This window comes from Rossellomorea marisflavi, from assembly GCF_022170785.1.
In the GTDB taxonomy this organism is placed as follows: Bacteria; Bacillota; Bacilli; order Bacillales; family Bacillaceae_B; genus Rossellomorea; species Rossellomorea marisflavi_B.
In genome coordinates, this window is the sequence record NZ_CP081870.1 from 54,981 (window position 1) to 71,891 (window position 16,911).

Below are 16,911 nucleotides of genomic sequence, written 5' to 3' on the forward strand. Positions count from 1 at the left end.
ATCAGAAGAAGGTATAATGGTCGTTAGGTATTCAATCTATAAGACGGGTGAGACCCGGAAAAAGTTTCAACGACTTTGGAGGAAATATGAAAATTAAAGAAATCATCGTGGTGGAAGGGAAGGATGACACGGTCGCGATCCGTCGCTCCGTGGATGCAGATACCATTGAAACGAATGGATCTGCCGTTTCTCCCGTAACCATTGAAAAAATAAAGCATGCACATGAAAAGCGAGGTGTCATCATCTTCACGGATCCCGATTTCCCCGGGGAGCGAATCCGGAAGATCGTCAGCGATGCCGTACCCGGCTGCAAGCATGCCTTCATCCATAAGAAGGATGCCCTTCCGAAGGCGGGAAGGGGAATAGGCGTGGAGCATGCAAGCCCTGAAGCAATCAGGGAGGCCCTGAAAGAGGCTCAAGTCATTCAAGAAGACCAGGAAGAGCTGATCACACAGGAAGACCTCATCGACGCGGGACTGATCGGCAGTGCCAAATCAAAGGATCGCCGGATCGCCCTTGGTGAGAAGCTCAGAATCGGTTACACTAATGGGAAACAATTGCACAAGCGTCTGCGGATGTTCAATATTCAAAGGGAAGAATTCAAGAAGGCATTAATGGAGATCATTCAGGAGGAAGAGCATGCATAAAGATATAGCGACACCCATACGAACGAAGGAAATCTTGGAGAAGCACGGGTTCTCATTCAAAAAGAGTCTAGGACAGAACTTTTTGATTGATCCGAATATCCTCCGTAATATCACCGACCATGCAGGTTTATCCAAAGAGACGGCGGCAATCGAGATCGGACCCGGGATCGGGGCTTTGACGGAGCATCTTGCCCGGACTTCCGGGAAGGTGGTTGCATTTGAAATCGACCAGCGCCTGATCCCGATTCTTGAAGACACCCTTTCTCCTTATGACAATGTGACGATCGTGAACCAGGATGTGCTGGAAGCGGATGTGGCATCGATCATCGAGACAGAACTCGCTGGATATGAAGATATCATGGTCGTGGCAAACCTCCCATATTACGTCACGACGCCGATCATCTTGAAGCTGTTGATGGAGCGCCTGCCGATCCACGGGATCTGCGTGATGCTCCAGAAGGAAGTAGGGGACCGTATATCGGCCCGTCCCGGGACAAAGGCCTATGGCTCCCTCTCCATCGCGATTCAGTACTATACGGAGGCAGAGATGGTCATGACCGTGCCGAAGTCTGTCTTCATGCCGCAGCCGAACGTCGATTCAGCTGTCATCAGATTGACGAAGCGGAGCGTCCCTCCCGTCCAGGTACAGGATGAAGACTTCCTTTTCACGGTTTCCCGTGCTTCCTTTGCCCAGCGCAGGAAGACCATCCTGAACAACCTGACAAGTCAGCTTCCACAAGGAAAAGAAAAGAAAGATCTTATCCTGGAGGCCCTGTCGAAAGCAGGCGTCGATCCGACTCGCCGGGGGGAAACCCTTTCCATTGAAGAATTCGGGAACCTCAGTGACGCATTACTACCTGATTTTAAAGAATAACGAACGAAGAGCCCGGCTTTGTCCGGTCTCTTTTTCTTTTCCTTTTCCTGGGACGCTGACACAGATCAATGGTGGGCTGCATAGGGTAAGTAAAGGAATCTGCAGGATAGACATCGGCAGACCTGAGTCTTGATCGTCTATGGGAGTGACGGATATGAATATCGAAATCAATGATGTCGTCGGCCGGCTATCGTATCAGTGTGATATATTATTCCGCGTGATCGATATCCGTATGGTGAATGACCAAAAAACGGCGATGCTATACGGGGAAGATTATCGATTGATAGCGGATGCTCCTTTTCACGACCTGAAGAAGATGGATCCGAGGGAACGGGACCGGATCACCAGGGAATTCCGCAACCTGGAGGAGCAATCATTCGACTTGTTCAAGCAGGATATCGAACTCCTCAAACATAAGCAGGAATACAGAGTGACCAATGCCTACAGGGAGGACTATAACTACTTCCAGGTTCCAGGGAAGGTCCTTCACCTCGATGGGGACCCCAGTTACTTAAGAAAATGCCTCGATCTGTACGAAAAGATCGGCGTGCCCGTCAAGGGGATACACTGCAGTGAAACCGAGATGCCGAACCGTATCGGTCCTCTGATTGATAAATACAGGCCGAATATCATCGTCCTCACCGGACATGATGCGTATACCAAATCAAAAGGCGGTAAGGGCGAAATCAATGCCTATAGGCACTCCAAGTATTTTGTGGAGGCCGTCAAGGAAGCGAGGAGGAAATCTCCCCACCTTGATCAACTAGTCATCTTTGCAGGGGCCTGCCAGTCCCATTTTGAGTCCCTCATCCATGCTGGGGCCAACTTCGCAAGCTCTCCTTCCAGGGTGAATATCCATGCCCTCGACCCCGTCTATATTGTGGCGAAGATCTGCTTTACGGGTTTCAAGGACTCGGTCAACGTGTGGGATGTGATCCGCAACACGCTCACGGGAGAAAAGGGCCTTGGGGGGATCGAGACTAGAGGGGTGCTCCGGACGGGAATGCCATTTAAGATTACCGACGATCTATGAAGAGACAGTGAGATCTTACAAGGGGATTGTAAGGTCTTTTTGTGTGCTTGTACATCCCGAAATAGCTTAGGAATAAGGGTTTTGGACGAGGTCTACATAATTTTTCAACTTCTGGGGAAAGGTAGGGGTGTAGAAAAAACGTACTTTTTGTTGAATAAAATATGTTGACAGGTATTCATGGTTCTTGTTAAAATAATAAATTTATTTGACTGAAATTACATAATGTGTTATACTTATCTTTAGTGAGGTGGAAGCGAAATGCCAAAAACATTAGCCGACATTAAAAGGTCCCTTGATTCCAATCTGGGGAAACGATTAATGCTCAAAGCAAACGGTGGACGTCGCAAAACGATTGAGCGTTCAGGCGTTCTTGCCGAAACGTATCCTTCAGTGTTCGTGGTTCAGCTCGATCAAGAAGAGAATGCGTTTGAAAGAGTTTCTTACAGCTATGCAGATGTTCTCACTGAGACAGTTCAACTAACATTTTATGATGAAGCAGCAGGAAATATCATCTTTAGCCAGCAGTAGACAACTCGTTTACTGCTTTTTTATTTGTCAAAAATTCCAATTGGTGCAAACTCCCTTCGTATCCGACTGGGTACATGCACATACTAAGCCCAGGTGGATCTTGAAGGAGGATGACTATGGCTAAACGAAAAGGTGTCATGTCTGATCAATTGAAGGCAGAACTGGCCAAAGATCTTGGATTTTATGATGTCGTGGAACGTGAAGGCTGGGGCGGTATTTCTTCACGGGATGCCGGCAACATGGTGAAGCGTGCAGTAGAACTCGCAAGCCAGCAGCTGACATCAAGGGATCAGTCGTAGTCTAGCCGACTTTTATTATTTACCGAAGGAGCCTTCCTGTTCAACGGGGGGCTCCTTTCCTTTAAACGGCCCATCGTGATAAAATTACTTACTGCTTTGATGTAAAACACTCGTTATAATTAGTGTATGATACAATATAGAGCAAAGAGATTGGTAAGAAGGTGATGATATGAGGTTATCAGTAAAGGCGCCTGCAAAGATCAACCTGTCTTTGGATGTGTTACATAAGCGGCCGGACGGTTACCATGAAGTTGAAATGGTCATGACGACGATCGATCTTGCGGATCGAATTGAACTGGTGGATCTGTCAGAAGATAAAATTACAATTCTTTCGCATAATCGGTTTGTTCCGGATGACGGACGGAATCTTGCTTATCAGGCTGCCCAGTTGTTAAAGAAGAGGTTCAATATCAAAAAGGGTGTGGCCATCACCATCGATAAGGTGATTCCTGTGGCAGCAGGACTGGCAGGTGGCAGTAGCGATGCAGCCGCCACGCTGAAAGGTCTGAACGAGCTGTGGGGCCTTGGATTGAGCATGGACGAGCTTGCGGATCTTGGGGCTGAAATCGGCTCTGACGTTTCGTTTTGTGTTTACGGGGGAACGGCGCTTGCATCGGGACGAGGGGAGAAGATCCGACATCTTCCATCCCCGCCGAACTGTTGGGTCATCCTGGCCAAGCCGACGATCGGTGTATCTACAGCAGATGTTTACAAAAATCTGGATGTAAAAAACCTGAAGCACCCGGATACAGAAGCGATGATCAAAGCGTTGGAAAATGAGAGCTACCATGGGATTTGTGATCATCTCAGCAATGTTTTGGAATCTGTCACATTAAATATGTATCCAGAAGTGGCGCATATTAAAGAGCAAATGGAGCGCTTCGGTGCCGATTCGGTATTGATGAGTGGAAGCGGTCCGACGGTATATGGATTGGTGCAGTATGAATCGAGGGTCCACCGGATCTATAATGGCCTTCGCGGCTTTTGTGATCAGGTGTTCGCGGTCAGGATGCTTGGTGAATAAGAGGTCCTTGCCTAAATCCGTATAATAATGATATATTTACATTACATTATTCGGATTCGGGAGGTTTCTTTAGTGAAGTTTAAACGAAGTGAGCGATTAATCGACATGACCCATTACATGTTGGATCGTCCTCATCAGCTTGTCCCTTTGACTTTTTTCTCTGAGCGGTACGGTTCAGCCAAGTCTTCCATCAGTGAAGACCTGACCATTATCAAGGAGACATTCGAGGGGCGCGGGGTAGGCACGGTCCAGACGGTTCCAGGGGCAGCGGGCGGAGTGAAATATATCCCCAAGGTGAATACGGAGGAAGCAAAGGCGATCGTCAGTGAGCTTTGCGAACATATGGAAAGTTCAGATCGCCTCCTGCCGGGGGGATATTTGTTCATGACCGATCTTCTGGGAAATCCTCAGCTGATGAAGAAGGTAGGGAAAATGCTCGCTTCTGCATTCGCTGAAAAGGAAATCGATGTCATCATGACGGTGGCGACCAAAGGGATTCCCATCGCCAATGCCATTGCATCGTTCCTGAACGTGCCTGTTGTGATCGTCCGTCGCGACAGCCGCGTAACGGAAGGGTCCACTGTGAGCATCAATTACGTGTCGGGGTCTTCAAAGCGGATCCAATCCATGGTCCTTTCGAAGCGAAGCTTGAAGGAAGGATCAAAGGTCTTGGTCGTCGATGATTTCATGAAGGCCGGTGGTACGGTCAATGGAATGAAGAATCTGCTGGAGGAATTCTCTGCCACCCTGTCGGGGATCGGGGTCCTTGTCGAATCGGACACATTGGACGAACGACTGGTGGATGACTATGTTTCCATCCTGAAGCTGTCGGAAGTCAATGAACGGGATAAACAGATCTCGTTGACGGAGGGGAATTACTTTCAGTCAGGGGTCACGTTTTTACCATAAAGACATGAGGAGGAATACCAATGCGTACAGTTTCAACGAATCAGGCACCTGCAGCCATCGGACCATACTCTCAGGGAATCGTGGTGAATAATCTGTTCTACAGTTCAGGGCAGATCCCATTGACTCCGGAAGGGATGATGGTAGAAGGAGACGTGCAGGCGCAGACACATCAAGTGTTCCGCAATCTCCAAGCCGTGCTGAAAGAAGCCGATGCAAGCCTTGAATCCGTCGTGAAGGCGACCGTATTCATCAAGAACATGGATGATTTCGGAGCAATCAATGAAGTGTACGGAGAGTATTTCAGCTCTCATAAACCGGCCAGGTCCTGTGTGGAGGTAGCAAAGCTGCCGAAGGACGCACTGGTGGAAATCGAAGTCATCGCACTCGTGAAGTAACGCTTCACGGGTGTTTTTTTATGAGGGCAAGTGTGCAAGCGGTACCATTTCAAAAGAAGACTAGTTCCTTTGAAATAGAAAAATACGGATAATAAAATAAAATTTTGAAAAAAATATGATCTTTAAGAAGGAATATTCAAAAAAATGTTGAATACATACAGTAGATTTCATCTAGGGAAAAGGTGGTGAACAGAATGGAAGTGACAGACGTAAGATTACGCCGTGTTAACACCGATGGCCGAATGAGAGCGATTGCATCTATCACGTTGGATAATGAATTTGTCGTACACGACATCCGTGTGATCGATGGGAACAATGGCTTATTTGTGGCAATGCCAAGTAAGCGCACTCCTGATGGGGAATTCCGAGATATCGCCCACCCGATTAATTCAGGTACCCGAGGTAAGATCCAAGATGCTGTTTTAGAAGAGTATCATCGTCTAGGTGAGTTAGAAGAAGTAGAACTGGAAGAAGCGGGGGCTTCTTAAGAATTGAATGCATCTAGAGCCTACTACTATGTAAGGCTCTTTTTTTATGTGCGAGGGTTTTTGTTTCGCTTACCTTATACCCTCTATCGGGAGGCGAAAACCTGTTTTTGTGAACTTTTTTAAAAATATGGGTGATTGTGCAGCTGGAGAGGTTTGGTATGGATGAATCGCTTTCAATTTTCAGGGTGACATTTTTCCTCTTCCATGCAAGCATCCTCTCCTTTAACAAATATATGTACTTTTAGAGGAATCCTTGAAATGGGTGAGTTTTTAGGATATATTCGTTATGGATAAAAAGGTTATTGGAGGATCCGAGATGACAAATAGATATGCCGTTATTTTAGCTGCCGGTCAGGGGACCCGGATGAAGTCCAAGCTATATAAAGTGCTTCATCAGGTGTGCGGGAAGCCTATGGTTGAGCATGTGGTCGATCATATTTCCACATTGAACGTGGAAAAGACGGTCACGGTCGTCGGCCATGGTGCAGAGCTCGTCAAGTCCCATCTTGAAGGGAAGAGTGACTTTGCCCTGCAGGCTGAGCAGCTGGGAACGGCTCATGCGGTAAGGCAGTCGGAAGATGTGTTAGGGAATCTGGAAGGCACTACTTTAGTCGTATGCGGAGATACTCCCCTCATCAAGGGTGAGACGATGGAAGCGCTGGTTGCACATCATGAAGGTCTCGGCGCGAAGGCGACCATCCTTACAGGGCATACGGAAGCTCCGGATGGATATGGACGTATCATCCGTAATGATCAAGGATTGGTCGAGCGGATCGTCGAGCATAAAGATGCGACAGACGAAGAGCTACGCGTGAAGGAGATCAATACGGGAACGTACTGCTTTGACAATAAAGCTCTTTTCGAGGCTTTGACGAAGGTATCGAATGATAATGTCCAAGGGGAATATTACCTCCCGGATGTGATTGAGATCCTCAAGGCCGAAGGAGAGATTGTCAGCGCATATCAAACAGGCGATTTCGCTGAAACGCTGGGTGTGAATGATCGAGTGGCCTTAGCACAGGCCGAGATCACCATGCAAGGGCGCATCAACGAATTTCATATGAGAAATGGTGTAACCATCAAAGATCCAAAAAATACGTACATTGATTCAGATATTACGATAGGGAGAGATACGGTCATCCTGCCAGGGACGGTGCTCAAGGGGAACACGGTCATCGGTGAGGATGCAGTGGTCGGACCGAATACGGAAGTGAAGGATTGCACAATTGGCGATCGCACTGTCCTGAGACAATCCGTCGCACACGATAGTTTCATAGGAGCAGATGTCCAGGTCGGTCCATTCGCTCATATCCGACCGGCTTCAAACATCGGCGATGAAGTGAAGATCGGAAACTTTGTCGAGATTAAAAAGGCTTCATTCGGAAAAGGAAGCAAAGCGTCCCATCTCAGCTACATCGGCGATGCCGAGGTAGGCAGTGACGTGAATCTCGGCTGTGGCTCCATCACAGTGAACTATGACGGGAAGAATAAATTCCTCACCAAAATCGAAGATGGTGTATTCGTAGGCTGCAACTCGAACCTCGTGGCACCGGTGACGATCGGACAGGGCGCCTATGTGGCTGCCGGGTCGACCATCACGGAAGACGTACCGGGTGAGGCACTCTCTATCGCAAGAGCACGCCAGGTAAACAAAGAAAATTATGCTCAAAATCTAAATCATAAGAAATAATTGGAGGTCCACCATGCCAAACTCTTATACTAATTCGAAGCTTAAAATATTCTCTCTTAATTCCAACTACCATTTAGCGAAGGAAATCGCTGATGAAGTAGGCGTGGAACTCGGTAAATCATCTGTTAAGCGATTCAGCGATGGGGAAATCCAGATCAATATCGAAGAAAGCATCCGTGGCTGTGATGTATTCGTCATCCAATCGACTTGCGAACCGGTGAACGAAAACCTCATGGAACTTCTGATCATGGTGGATGCCCTTAAACGTGCGTCTGCTAAAACAATCAGCATCGTTATGCCATACTACGGTTATGCCCGTCAGGACCGTAAAGCACGTGCCCGTGAGCCAATCACGGCGAAGCTTGTGGCGAACCTGCTTGAAACGGCTGGAGCAGACCGCGTCATCACACTTGATCTTCATGCTCCACAGATTCAAGGATTCTTCGATATCCTCATCGATCACCTTATGGGTGTTCCGATTCTTGCGGATTATTTCGAGAAGAGAGACTTCAATCGTGATGACCTCGTGATCGTATCCCCTGACCACGGAGGAGTGACACGTGCCCGTAAGCTTGCAGAAAGACTCAAAGCACCAATCGCCATCATCGACAAACGCCGTCCGCGTCCAAACGTAGCGGAAGTCATGAATATTGTCGGGAATATCGATGGTAAAGTGGCTATCCTCATCGATGACATCATCGATACGGCTGGAACCATCACCCTGGCAGCCAACGCCCTTGTGGAAAATGGAGCGAAGGAAGTATATGCATGCTGTACGCATCCTGTCCTTTCAGGTCCTGCCATCGAGCGCATTGATAACTCCATGATCAAAGAACTTGTTGTCACGAACTCCATTCCTCTCGGAGACGAGAAAAAGATCGGTAAAATCAAACAGCTTTCCGTTGCACCGCTCATCAGTGAAGCGATCATCCGCGTCTATGAGCAGCAATCTGTCAGCACGTTGTTCGATTGATGTTTTGAAAGGATCCCCCAGAATCACTGGGGGATCTTTTTGCGTTTTTAACGAAAAAGCTCAAACGGCCATAAGCCTTGATATGCGGGCATCCTTCCCGTTCCTCGAAAGGGATCGGACTGCGATCATGTTTAAATCGATACTGATTGGGGAAACAAATAAATATAGAATTTTTCATCTAAACGAATTTGGGAAGGTGTTGGATAACTTATGGCAACAGAATTGAAAGCAACCAAACGTAAAGACTTCAAACGTTCTTCACTAACGGAACTACGACATAAAGGAAGCATCCCTGCAGTAGTGTACGGGTATAAAACGGATAATACGGCCATCGAGGTCGACGCGATTACATTCATCAAGACGATTCGCGAAGTTGGACGCAACGGGATCATCTCCCTTAATGTGGACGGCAGCAAACAAAACGTCATCCTGAACGATTATCAACAGGATCATCTCAAGGATGCCGTCACTCACGTGGACTTCCTGGCAGTAAACATGTCACAGGAAATTGACGCTGACGTACGCATCGATCTATCGGGTGAATCGGCAGGAGTGAAAGAAGGCGGAGTCCTTCAGCAACCACTGTATGAGGTATCAGTTTCAGCTAAACCATCTGATATCCCAGACAGCATCGAAGTCGATATCGCCGGACTGCAAATCGGTGATACCGTCACGATCGGTGATATCCGTGATCAATATAACTTCACCATCAACGATGAAGACGAAACAACCATTGCTTCCGTTCTTGCATCGCGTCAAGAGGAAGATATTGATTCCGGTGAGAAGCAGGAAGAAGATTCTCCTGAAAGCGAAGAAGGCGGAGAGTCCAATACCTCTTCAGAAAACGGATCCGAAGAAGAATAATTTAACGTTTTACAGCGTAACCTTTTGCAGGTTACGCTTTTTGCGTTATTCTATTGATATAAGGTCAAAACGAGGTGTAAAAAATGAAATTGATAGTAGGATTAGGAAACCCGGGAGCGCGCTTTGATCAAACGCGTCATAATATCGGGTTCGACATTATAGATGCCCTTGCAGACAACCTGGGCACCCCCCTTGATCAGTCGAAGTTCAAGGGAGTCTATGGGGTTCACCGGCATAATGGAGAGAAGATCGTCCTTCTCAAGCCCCTTACGTTCATGAATCTTTCAGGTGAAAGCATCGTTCCCCTGATGGATTACTTCGACATTGCCAACGAAGACCTCCTCGTCATCTATGATGATCTGGACCTGCCAGTCGGTAAGATCCGCCTCCGGCAAAAAGGGAGCGCCGGCGGTCATAATGGGATCAAATCCACGATTGCCCATCTCGGTTCTCAGAACTTCAACCGGATCCGAGTCGGGATCGATCGACCGACAAACGGGATGAGCGTCCCTGATTACGTGCTCGGGAAGTTCTCCAAGGAAGATCAGGTTGAGCTCGACAAAGTCATCACTTCCAGCGTGGAAGCATGTAAAACATGGTTTGAAAAACCGTTCATCGAAGTGATGAATCACTTCAACTGATGAATGAATACTTCCTTCCAAAGCCGTTCATACTAATGGGTAATGAAAGGTTTGGAGGGAAGGAAATTTGGCTATTCACTATCAGTGCCGGCATTGCGGTACAAAGGTCGGGACCCTTGCCCACGCATGCAACTCGGAAACCCTTGGTCTTGATCGGCTGTCGGATGAGGAGAGGCTGCACATGATCCATTACCGGAATGACGGTGATATCGAGATTAAAACCATTTGTGAAGACTGTCAGGAAAGCCTTGAGCGGTATCCTGACTATCATGGGTTGGACCATATCATCCAGTAAGACGCTTTGGTGAAGAACCAAAGCATTTTTCTGTTTAAATATGAAAGAGCGATCATATATATAGATTGAAACACGGGGAGGAGCGTACTCTTGAAAGGAATTCTAACATATGTCCATCAGAGCGAAGAAGTCCAGTCCCTGATCACAGGGATCGAGGAACGTCTTTCAGAGCAGCTTGTGGCAGGACTTTCGGGTTCTTCCAGAAGCGCTTATATAGCAGATGTCTATCTGCAGACGAAGCGGTCGACGATCGTTGTCACACATAATCTGTTCCAAGCACAGAAAATCTATGAGGATCTGGTGCAGTTCCTTAGTGAGGACGAAGTCTATCTGTATTCAGCCAACGAACTGATTGCAGCTGAACTGAGCGTGGCGAGCCCGGAACTCAGGGCCCAGAGAATCGAAGTGCTGAACAAGCTTTCCCAGCGTCAGAACGGGGTGTACATCGTCCCGGTATCAGGCTTGAGAAAGATCCTGCCACCGATGGACCTGTGGATCAAGAACCAGATCCGTTTCAACGTCGGTGAAGACATCGATCTGGATGAGATCTTGAATCAGCTTGTCCAGATGGGCTATCAGCGCGCAGGCATGGTGAGCACGCCGGGTGAATTCAGTCTCAGGGGAGGAATCGTCGATATTTTCCCTTTGACATCACAGCATCCGGTTCGAATTGAATTATTCGATACGGAAATTGATTCCATCCGCATGTTCTCAGTGGAGGATCAGCGGTCCATCGACAAACTTAAGACGGTCGATATCGGACCTGCCACAGAGGTTCTTCTTACCTATCAGAACATCGAGCGGCTGATCGGAGAAATCAATAAAGGTCTATCTAAAAGCTTGAAAAAGATCAAGTCTGCAGGCGTCAAAGAAAAGATGACGGAATATATCGGTCATGAAGTCGGGCAGCTGGAGAACGGTCAGGTGCCGGAACAGATTTTCAAGTATCTGTCCCTCGCCTATGAAACGCCTGCTAGTCTATTAGATTATCTGCCTGAAGACGGCGTCCTCTTCTTCGATGAGTACAGCCGTGTGCAGGAGATGAGCGAGTCCCTTGAGAAAGAGGAAGCCGAATGGTATACCTCGTTGCTTTCCGAAGGGCAGATTATCCATGACATGGTCGTGTCGCATCCTTTTGCATCCCTTGTATCCAATGCGAAACGATCAAAGGTGTATTTCTCCCTGTTCCTTCGTCAAATACCGAATACGAGCCCTCAGAACATCTTCAATGTATCCACCAAGCCCATGCAGAACTTCCACGGGCAGATGAATGTGTTGAAAGCGGAGCTCGACCGGTGGAAAAAAGGAAAGTATACCGTCGTTCTCTTGGGACCGGATGAAGAGCGTGTGAAAAAGCTTCAGCGCGTACTGGATGATTATCAGATCGAAATTGCATTCGTAAAAGACGGCGGCACCCTTCTTAACGGAAAAGTCCAGATGATCAATGGAAGCTTGACGAACGGCTTTGAACTTCCTCTGCAGAAGCTTGCCGTCATCACGGAAGAGGAGCTCTTCAATAAGCGCACGCAGAAAAAGCCGAGAAGGCAGAAAATGTCCAATGCCGAGCGGATCAAGAGTTATTCCGAGCTGAAGGTGGGAGACCTTGTCGTCCATGTGAATCACGGGATCGGGAAGTATTTAGGTATAGAAACGCTTGAGATCAACGGTGTTCACAAGGACTATCTCCACCTGAAATACCAGGGCAGTGATAAGCTCTATGTCCCAGTCGATCAAATCGATCTGGTCCAGAAATATGTTGCCTCGGAGAATAAAGATCCGAAGCTGTACAAACTTGGCGGGAACGAATGGAAGAAGGTTAAATCAAAGGTTGCTTCTTCCGTACAGGATATTGCCGATGATCTCATCAAGCTTTATGCCGAAAGGGAAGCGGCGAAGGGATACGCCTTCTCACCTGACGGGGACATGCAGAGAGAGTTTGAAATTGCCTTCCCATACGAGGAAACCGAAGATCAGCTCAGGTCGATCCATGAAATCAAACTGGATATGGAGCGGGAGCGCCCCATGGACCGCCTCCTGTGCGGGGATGTCGGATACGGGAAGACCGAAGTTGCAATCCGTGCGGCCTTCAAGGCCATTGCCGACGGGAAGCAGGTCGCCCTCCTTGTACCGACCACGATCCTTGCTCAGCAGCATTATGAAACCATCAAGGAACGATTCCAGGACTTCCCGGTGGAGATCAGCCTCTTGAGCCGATTCCGTACGCGGAAGCAGCAACAGGAGACCACGAAAGGCCTGAAAGATGGCACGGTCGATATCGTCGTCGGTACCCACAGGCTCTTATCGAAGGATATTCAATACCGCGACCTTGGCCTTCTCATCATCGATGAAGAACAACGATTCGGCGTCACACATAAAGAAAAGATCAAACAGCTGAAAACCAATATCGATGTACTGACACTCACGGCGACACCGATACCGCGTACCCTTCACATGTCCATGCTCGGAGTGAGGGATCTCTCCGTCATTGAAACGCCGCCTGAGAACCGTTTTCCTGTCCAGACCTATGTGATGGAGTACAACGGCGCCCTCATCAAAGAGGCGATCGAACGTGAGATGGCACGTAATGGTCAAGTATACTTCCTGTACAACCGCGTCGAGGATATCGAGCGGAAGGCAGACGAAATCTCGATGCTGGTACCGGATGCCAGGGTGGCGTATGCCCACGGCCAGATGTCAGAAAATGAACTGGAAGCCGTGATCCTCGGCTTCCTGGCAGGGGAATACGACGTCCTCGTCACGACGACGATCATCGAGACAGGGGTCGACATACCGAACGTCAATACCCTCATCGTCTTTGATGCGGATCGAATGGGTCTCTCCCAGCTCTATCAATTGAGGGGGCGTGTCGGAAGGTCGAACCGCGTGGCATACTCGTACTTTACTTACCGCAAGGACAAAGTCCTGACAGAGGTAGCGGAGAAGAGGCTTCAGGCCATCAAGGAATTCACGGAACTCGGGTCTGGGTTCAAGATCGCCATGCGCGATCTGACCATCCGGGGAGCGGGGAATCTGCTCGGAGCCCAGCAGCATGGGTTCATTGATTCCGTCGGTTTCGATCTGTATTCCCAGATGCTCAAAGAAGCGATCGAGGAGCGTAAAGGTGATCGTCCTAAGCAACCGGAAGCCTCACTTGAGGTCGATCTTGATCTTGATGCATACATTCCGGACACCTACATCAAGGACGGCCATCAAAAGATTGAAATGTATAAACGGTTCCGTGCCCTTTCTTCCCTTAAAGAAGTTGAGGAACTGGAAGAAGAGATCCTTGACCGGTTCGGGGAATATCCTGAAGAAGTGGGCTATCTGTTCCTGATATCGGAAATGAAGGTCTATGCGAGGAATACAAGGCTCGACAGCGTCAAGCAGGATAAGAAGAGCGTGAACATCTTCATGTCGCCTGAAGGTACGGCGGCCATTGATGGATCGAAGGTATTCGACATCTGTTCGAAACATGGAAGGGTCGTAGGACTCGGCATGGAAGGGTCCAAACTCAAGATCTCCATCAATACCACAAGACTGAAAGCAGACAAATGGTTCAATATGGCATATGACATTGTGAAGAATTTGGACCAGGCTTTGAAAACGGAAGTTCATGAAGCCTGACCAATCTTAATAATTGTCATAGAAAACATATACAGTGCCGGTTTTCCTTACCAATCGTTATGATAATGTAACTCAAATGTAAATGCGCTCGTAGTTTGATTTTACTATGATAAGGGTATTAGTATTAATGCAGCTGCCATTGATGGAAAAAGATACCTCTATTAGCATTTAAGAGAAATGACAGAAATAATAACTGATTGTGTATAGAACTTCTAAGTTGTAAGATACTAAACTCAATTACGGTAGAGCGGCTTCAATCGCTTTACCCTATAAAATCATCTGATGAAAGTGAGGCAGCTATAGATGAAGGCAACTGGTATTGTTCGTCGTATTGATGATTTAGGTCGTGTAGTCATCCCGAAAGAAATCCGCAGGACCTTGAGGATCCGTGAAGGAGATCCCCTTGAGATCTTCGTCGATCGCGACGGCGAAGTCATCTTGAAGAAATACTCTCCGATCTCGGAGCTTGGAGACTTTGCGAAAGAGTATGGTGAAGCATTGTATGACAGTCTCGGAAGTGCGGTATTGATCTGCGACCGTGACGCCGTCATCGCCATCTCAGGAGCATCCAAGAAGGAATACCTCAATAAGAATGTCGGTGAACTCATCGAGAAGGTGATGGAGGACCGCGCATCCCTCCTTCACACCCAGCAGGGACAAGCCGAGCTTGTTGACGGCCACGGGGAAGATCTTTCTTCCTACACCATCGCCCCGATCGTTGCCAATGGCGACCCAATCGGTGCAGTGGCGATCTTCTCTAAAGATCGCACGGTTGGTGAAGTGGAACATAAAGCGGTTGAAACGGCAGCCAGCTTCTTGGCAAGACAGATGGAGCAATAATATTTTCATGGGAGCGGCTCTTAGCCGCTCTTTCTTTTTTTGTTGATAGTGGAATTCATCCCGCTACTTTCATTTGTGGTAAACTATTTTTAAGAAATCCCACGCTTCGATCATTGGGAATATGCAGGGTTCCTTCATGGAAGGAAGCCTTTGAAAGGCAGAGATTTCATTGGGTCATACATACTCCTCCAAAGGATTTCTGAAGGGTGCGATGATCCTCACCATGGCGGCACTTGTGACAAAGTTATTGAGCGCCGTCTATCGGATCCCTTTTCAGAATATCGTAGGAGATATTGGGTTTTATATTTATCAGCAGGTGTATCCTTTTTACGGGATTGCCCTTGCCCTCTCCACTTATGGATTCCCTGTGATCATCTCAAAAATGGTGGCAGAGAAGGTCGACAGGGGTGATCAGGAAGGGGCAAAGAAGGTGGCGGCCACCTCATTCATCTTCCTCCTCCTCGTGGGAGTGATCTGGTTTGTTGCCGTCTATGCAGGCGCCGATATGATTTCGACCTGGATGGGGGATCCTCAGCTGGCCCCTTTGATCCGTGTCATATCCTTATCCTTCTTGCTACTGGCCCCATTATCGGTCCTCAGGGGGTACCATCAGGGGAAGGAGCAGATGGTACCTACGGCGGTCAGTCAGGTGGCTGAGCAAAGTATCCGTGTCGTGACCATCCTGGTGTCGTCCACTGTCCTTCTTGCCAAGGGGGATTCTCTCTACGCTGCCGGACAGGGGGCGCTATTCGGCTCGATTACGGGAGGGCTTGGTGCCGTGATTGTCCTGGTTTTATTTACGGCAGCGAAACAGGAAGGGTTGTTTACCGGCATTTCTTTTTTCCCTAAAGGGTTCAGAGGGATCTGGACGGCCCTCATGAAAGATGGAACAGCCATCTGTGTGAGCGCCATGCTCCTCGTCCTTCTTCAGTTTGTCGACTCCCTGAATGTATATGCACTGTTGACTACACACGGGGTGGGAGAGGAAGCTGCGAAGACCCTTAAAGGTGTCTATGACCGTGGACAGCCCTTCATACAGCTTGGGACCGTTGCGGCCACCTCCATCTCGCTGACGATCGTTCCCCTGGTCACCACGGCTTACCTGAAAGGGAAGCAGGAGCTCGTAAGGGACTACAGTCAGCTTGCGTTGAAGATCAGTATCCTTATCGGTTTTGCGGCAACGCTCGGACTCGTGAATATCATGGTGCCCACGAATACGATGCTGTTTGAGAATGCAGACGGATCCAGCGTATTGTCGGTGTTTTCCCTATCGATTTTCTTCAGCTGTCTGATCCTTACGTTTTCAGGCATCCTGCAGGGGATCGGAAGGATTTATTTCCCCGCAGCCATCATCATTGGCGGGATCCCGATCAAATACCTCCTGAATATGCTCCTTATCCCTATGTTCGGTGTCATGGGTGCATCACTCTCGACGGTTCTTACATTGGGATTGATCACGATCGGGCTTGTGTGGAAGATGAAGCGATTATTCGGAATCAGCTTGATCACCCCGTCATTTTATAAGAGCCTTTTTATCAGCGGTGCAGGGATGACCCTCGTCCTGCAGGGCCTGTTGCTTGGCTACAGGTGGCTCATGACAAACGGGGCGCATGAGCGGATGACCTCGGCGCTCTTCGCCCTTGTCGGTGTGGCAGTGGGGGCGGGGGTGTTTCTCTTCTTATTCCTAAGAGCGGGGCATCTATCAGAAGAAGAAATCAGCTTTTTGCCATTCGGCAGTAAAATGAACCGGTTGAAGAAAGGCCTTCAGCCCCGGTATAGAAAGTAGT

17 protein-coding genes are annotated in these 16,911 nt (G+C 48.4%); all 17 read left to right on the forward strand.

Going from position 1 to position 16,911, the window contains the following annotated elements:
- Positions 1 to 86 precede the first annotated feature (86 nt).
- The 17 genes from rnmV (at position 87) to K6T23_RS00365 (ending at position 16,910) form a co-directional block, all read left to right on the forward strand.
- The gene (rnmV, locus tag K6T23_RS00285) at positions 87 to 647 is read left to right on the forward strand and encodes a ribonuclease M5 (protein ID WP_053430003.1); all 561 of its coding nucleotides are present in this window, start codon (positions 87 to 89) and stop codon (positions 645 to 647) included.
- Complete coding sequence (rsmA, locus tag K6T23_RS00290) at positions 640 to 1,521, forward strand: 16S rRNA (adenine(1518)-N(6)/adenine(1519)-N(6))-dimethyltransferase RsmA (RefSeq protein WP_238283371.1); 882 nt, start codon at positions 640 to 642, stop codon at positions 1,519 to 1,521. The genes rnmV and rsmA overlap by 8 nt, the downstream gene beginning before the upstream one ends.
- Before the next feature lie 154 nt (positions 1,522 to 1,675).
- Positions 1,676 to 2,554 carry a sporulation peptidase YabG gene (yabG, locus tag K6T23_RS00295; RefSeq protein ID WP_238283372.1) on the forward strand — a complete coding sequence of 293 codons (879 nt, stop codon included), beginning with the start codon at positions 1,676 to 1,678 and terminating at the stop codon, positions 2,552 to 2,554.
- Positions 2,555 to 2,812: 258 nt separating this feature from the next.
- Positions 2,813 to 3,082, forward strand: coding sequence for a biofilm formation stimulator Veg (gene veg, locus K6T23_RS00300; RefSeq protein ID WP_048007716.1), 270 nt, complete (start codon positions 2,813 to 2,815; stop codon positions 3,080 to 3,082).
- A gap of 116 nt (positions 3,083 to 3,198) precedes the next feature.
- Entirely contained in the window at positions 3,199 to 3,381 is a 183-nt protein-coding gene (locus tag K6T23_RS00305) for a small, acid-soluble spore protein, alpha/beta type (protein ID WP_053430000.1), read from the forward strand.
- 169 nt (positions 3,382 to 3,550) lie between these two features.
- Entirely contained in the window at positions 3,551 to 4,405 is an 855-nt protein-coding gene (ispE, locus tag K6T23_RS00310; RefSeq protein ID WP_079513571.1) for a 4-(cytidine 5'-diphospho)-2-C-methyl-D-erythritol kinase, read from the forward strand.
- A 72-nt stretch (positions 4,406 to 4,477) separates the two neighbouring features.
- Positions 4,478 to 5,314: a pur operon repressor gene (gene purR / locus K6T23_RS00315; RefSeq protein WP_053429998.1), complete on the forward strand. Its 837-nt coding sequence runs from the start codon at positions 4,478 to 4,480 to the stop codon at positions 5,312 to 5,314.
- A gap of 20 nt (positions 5,315 to 5,334) precedes the next feature.
- Positions 5,335 to 5,709 carry a RidA family protein gene (locus K6T23_RS00320; RefSeq protein WP_238283373.1) on the forward strand — a complete coding sequence of 125 codons (375 nt, stop codon included), beginning with the start codon at positions 5,335 to 5,337 and terminating at the stop codon, positions 5,707 to 5,709.
- 194 nt (positions 5,710 to 5,903) lie between these two features.
- On the forward strand, positions 5,904 to 6,197 hold the full coding sequence (gene spoVG, locus K6T23_RS00325; RefSeq protein ID WP_048007721.1) for a septation regulator SpoVG: 294 nt from the start codon (positions 5,904 to 5,906) through the stop codon (positions 6,195 to 6,197).
- Positions 6,198 to 6,513: 316 nt separating this feature from the next.
- A complete protein-coding gene (glmU, locus tag K6T23_RS00330; protein WP_238283374.1) occupies positions 6,514 to 7,887 on the forward strand; it encodes a bifunctional UDP-N-acetylglucosamine diphosphorylase/glucosamine-1-phosphate N-acetyltransferase GlmU in 1,374 nt (457 codons plus the stop codon).
- Between the two features lie 13 nt (positions 7,888 to 7,900).
- Positions 7,901 to 8,860 (forward strand): ribose-phosphate diphosphokinase, encoded by a 960-nt coding sequence (locus tag K6T23_RS00335; RefSeq protein ID WP_053429996.1) that lies wholly within the window; start codon positions 7,901 to 7,903, stop codon positions 8,858 to 8,860.
- A 210-nt stretch (positions 8,861 to 9,070) separates the two neighbouring features.
- Entirely contained in the window at positions 9,071 to 9,724 is a 654-nt protein-coding gene (locus tag K6T23_RS00340) for a 50S ribosomal protein L25/general stress protein Ctc (protein ID WP_238283375.1), read from the forward strand.
- A gap of 83 nt (positions 9,725 to 9,807) precedes the next feature.
- Positions 9,808 to 10,365 (forward strand): aminoacyl-tRNA hydrolase, encoded by a 558-nt coding sequence (gene pth, locus K6T23_RS00345; RefSeq protein WP_056541675.1) that lies wholly within the window; start codon positions 9,808 to 9,810, stop codon positions 10,363 to 10,365.
- A 67-nt stretch (positions 10,366 to 10,432) separates the two neighbouring features.
- Entirely contained in the window at positions 10,433 to 10,660 is a 228-nt protein-coding gene (locus K6T23_RS00350) for an anti-sigma-F factor Fin (protein WP_238283376.1), read from the forward strand.
- Positions 10,661 to 10,750: 90 nt separating this feature from the next.
- Complete coding sequence (gene mfd / locus K6T23_RS00355; protein ID WP_238283377.1) at positions 10,751 to 14,284, forward strand: transcription-repair coupling factor; 3,534 nt, start codon at positions 10,751 to 10,753, stop codon at positions 14,282 to 14,284.
- Positions 14,285 to 14,587: 303 nt separating this feature from the next.
- Complete coding sequence (gene spoVT, locus K6T23_RS00360; protein WP_056541679.1) at positions 14,588 to 15,124, forward strand: stage V sporulation protein T; 537 nt, start codon at positions 14,588 to 14,590, stop codon at positions 15,122 to 15,124.
- Positions 15,125 to 15,293: 169 nt separating this feature from the next.
- On the forward strand, positions 15,294 to 16,910 hold the full coding sequence (locus tag K6T23_RS00365) for a putative polysaccharide biosynthesis protein (RefSeq protein ID WP_238283378.1): 1,617 nt from the start codon (positions 15,294 to 15,296) through the stop codon (positions 16,908 to 16,910).
- The last annotated feature ends 1 nt before the right edge of the window (position 16,911 follow it).

Excerpts from the sequence above, each read along its gene's own strand:
- rnmV (WP_053430003.1), top strand. The coding sequence starts at position 87 with ATGAAAATTAAAGAAATCATCGTGGTGGAAGGGAAGGATGACACGGTC.
- rsmA (WP_238283371.1), top strand. The coding sequence starts at position 640 with ATGCATAAAGATATAGCGACACCCATACGAACGAAGGAAATCTTGGAG.
- yabG (WP_238283372.1), top strand. The coding sequence starts at position 1,676 with ATGAATATCGAAATCAATGATGTCGTCGGCCGGCTATCGTATCAGTGT.
- veg (WP_048007716.1), top strand. The coding sequence starts at position 2,813 with ATGCCAAAAACATTAGCCGACATTAAAAGGTCCCTTGATTCCAATCTG.
- K6T23_RS00305 (WP_053430000.1), top strand. The coding sequence starts at position 3,199 with ATGGCTAAACGAAAAGGTGTCATGTCTGATCAATTGAAGGCAGAACTG.
- ispE (WP_079513571.1), top strand. The coding sequence starts at position 3,551 with ATGAGGTTATCAGTAAAGGCGCCTGCAAAGATCAACCTGTCTTTGGAT.
- K6T23_RS00320 (WP_238283373.1), top strand. The coding sequence starts at position 5,335 with ATGCGTACAGTTTCAACGAATCAGGCACCTGCAGCCATCGGACCATAC.
- spoVG (WP_048007721.1), top strand. The coding sequence starts at position 5,904 with ATGGAAGTGACAGACGTAAGATTACGCCGTGTTAACACCGATGGCCGA.
- glmU (WP_238283374.1), top strand. The coding sequence starts at position 6,514 with ATGACAAATAGATATGCCGTTATTTTAGCTGCCGGTCAGGGGACCCGG.
- K6T23_RS00335 (WP_053429996.1), top strand. The coding sequence starts at position 7,901 with ATGCCAAACTCTTATACTAATTCGAAGCTTAAAATATTCTCTCTTAAT.
- K6T23_RS00340 (WP_238283375.1), top strand. The coding sequence starts at position 9,071 with ATGGCAACAGAATTGAAAGCAACCAAACGTAAAGACTTCAAACGTTCT.
- pth (WP_056541675.1), top strand. The coding sequence starts at position 9,808 with ATGAAATTGATAGTAGGATTAGGAAACCCGGGAGCGCGCTTTGATCAA.
- spoVT (WP_056541679.1), top strand. The coding sequence starts at position 14,588 with ATGAAGGCAACTGGTATTGTTCGTCGTATTGATGATTTAGGTCGTGTA.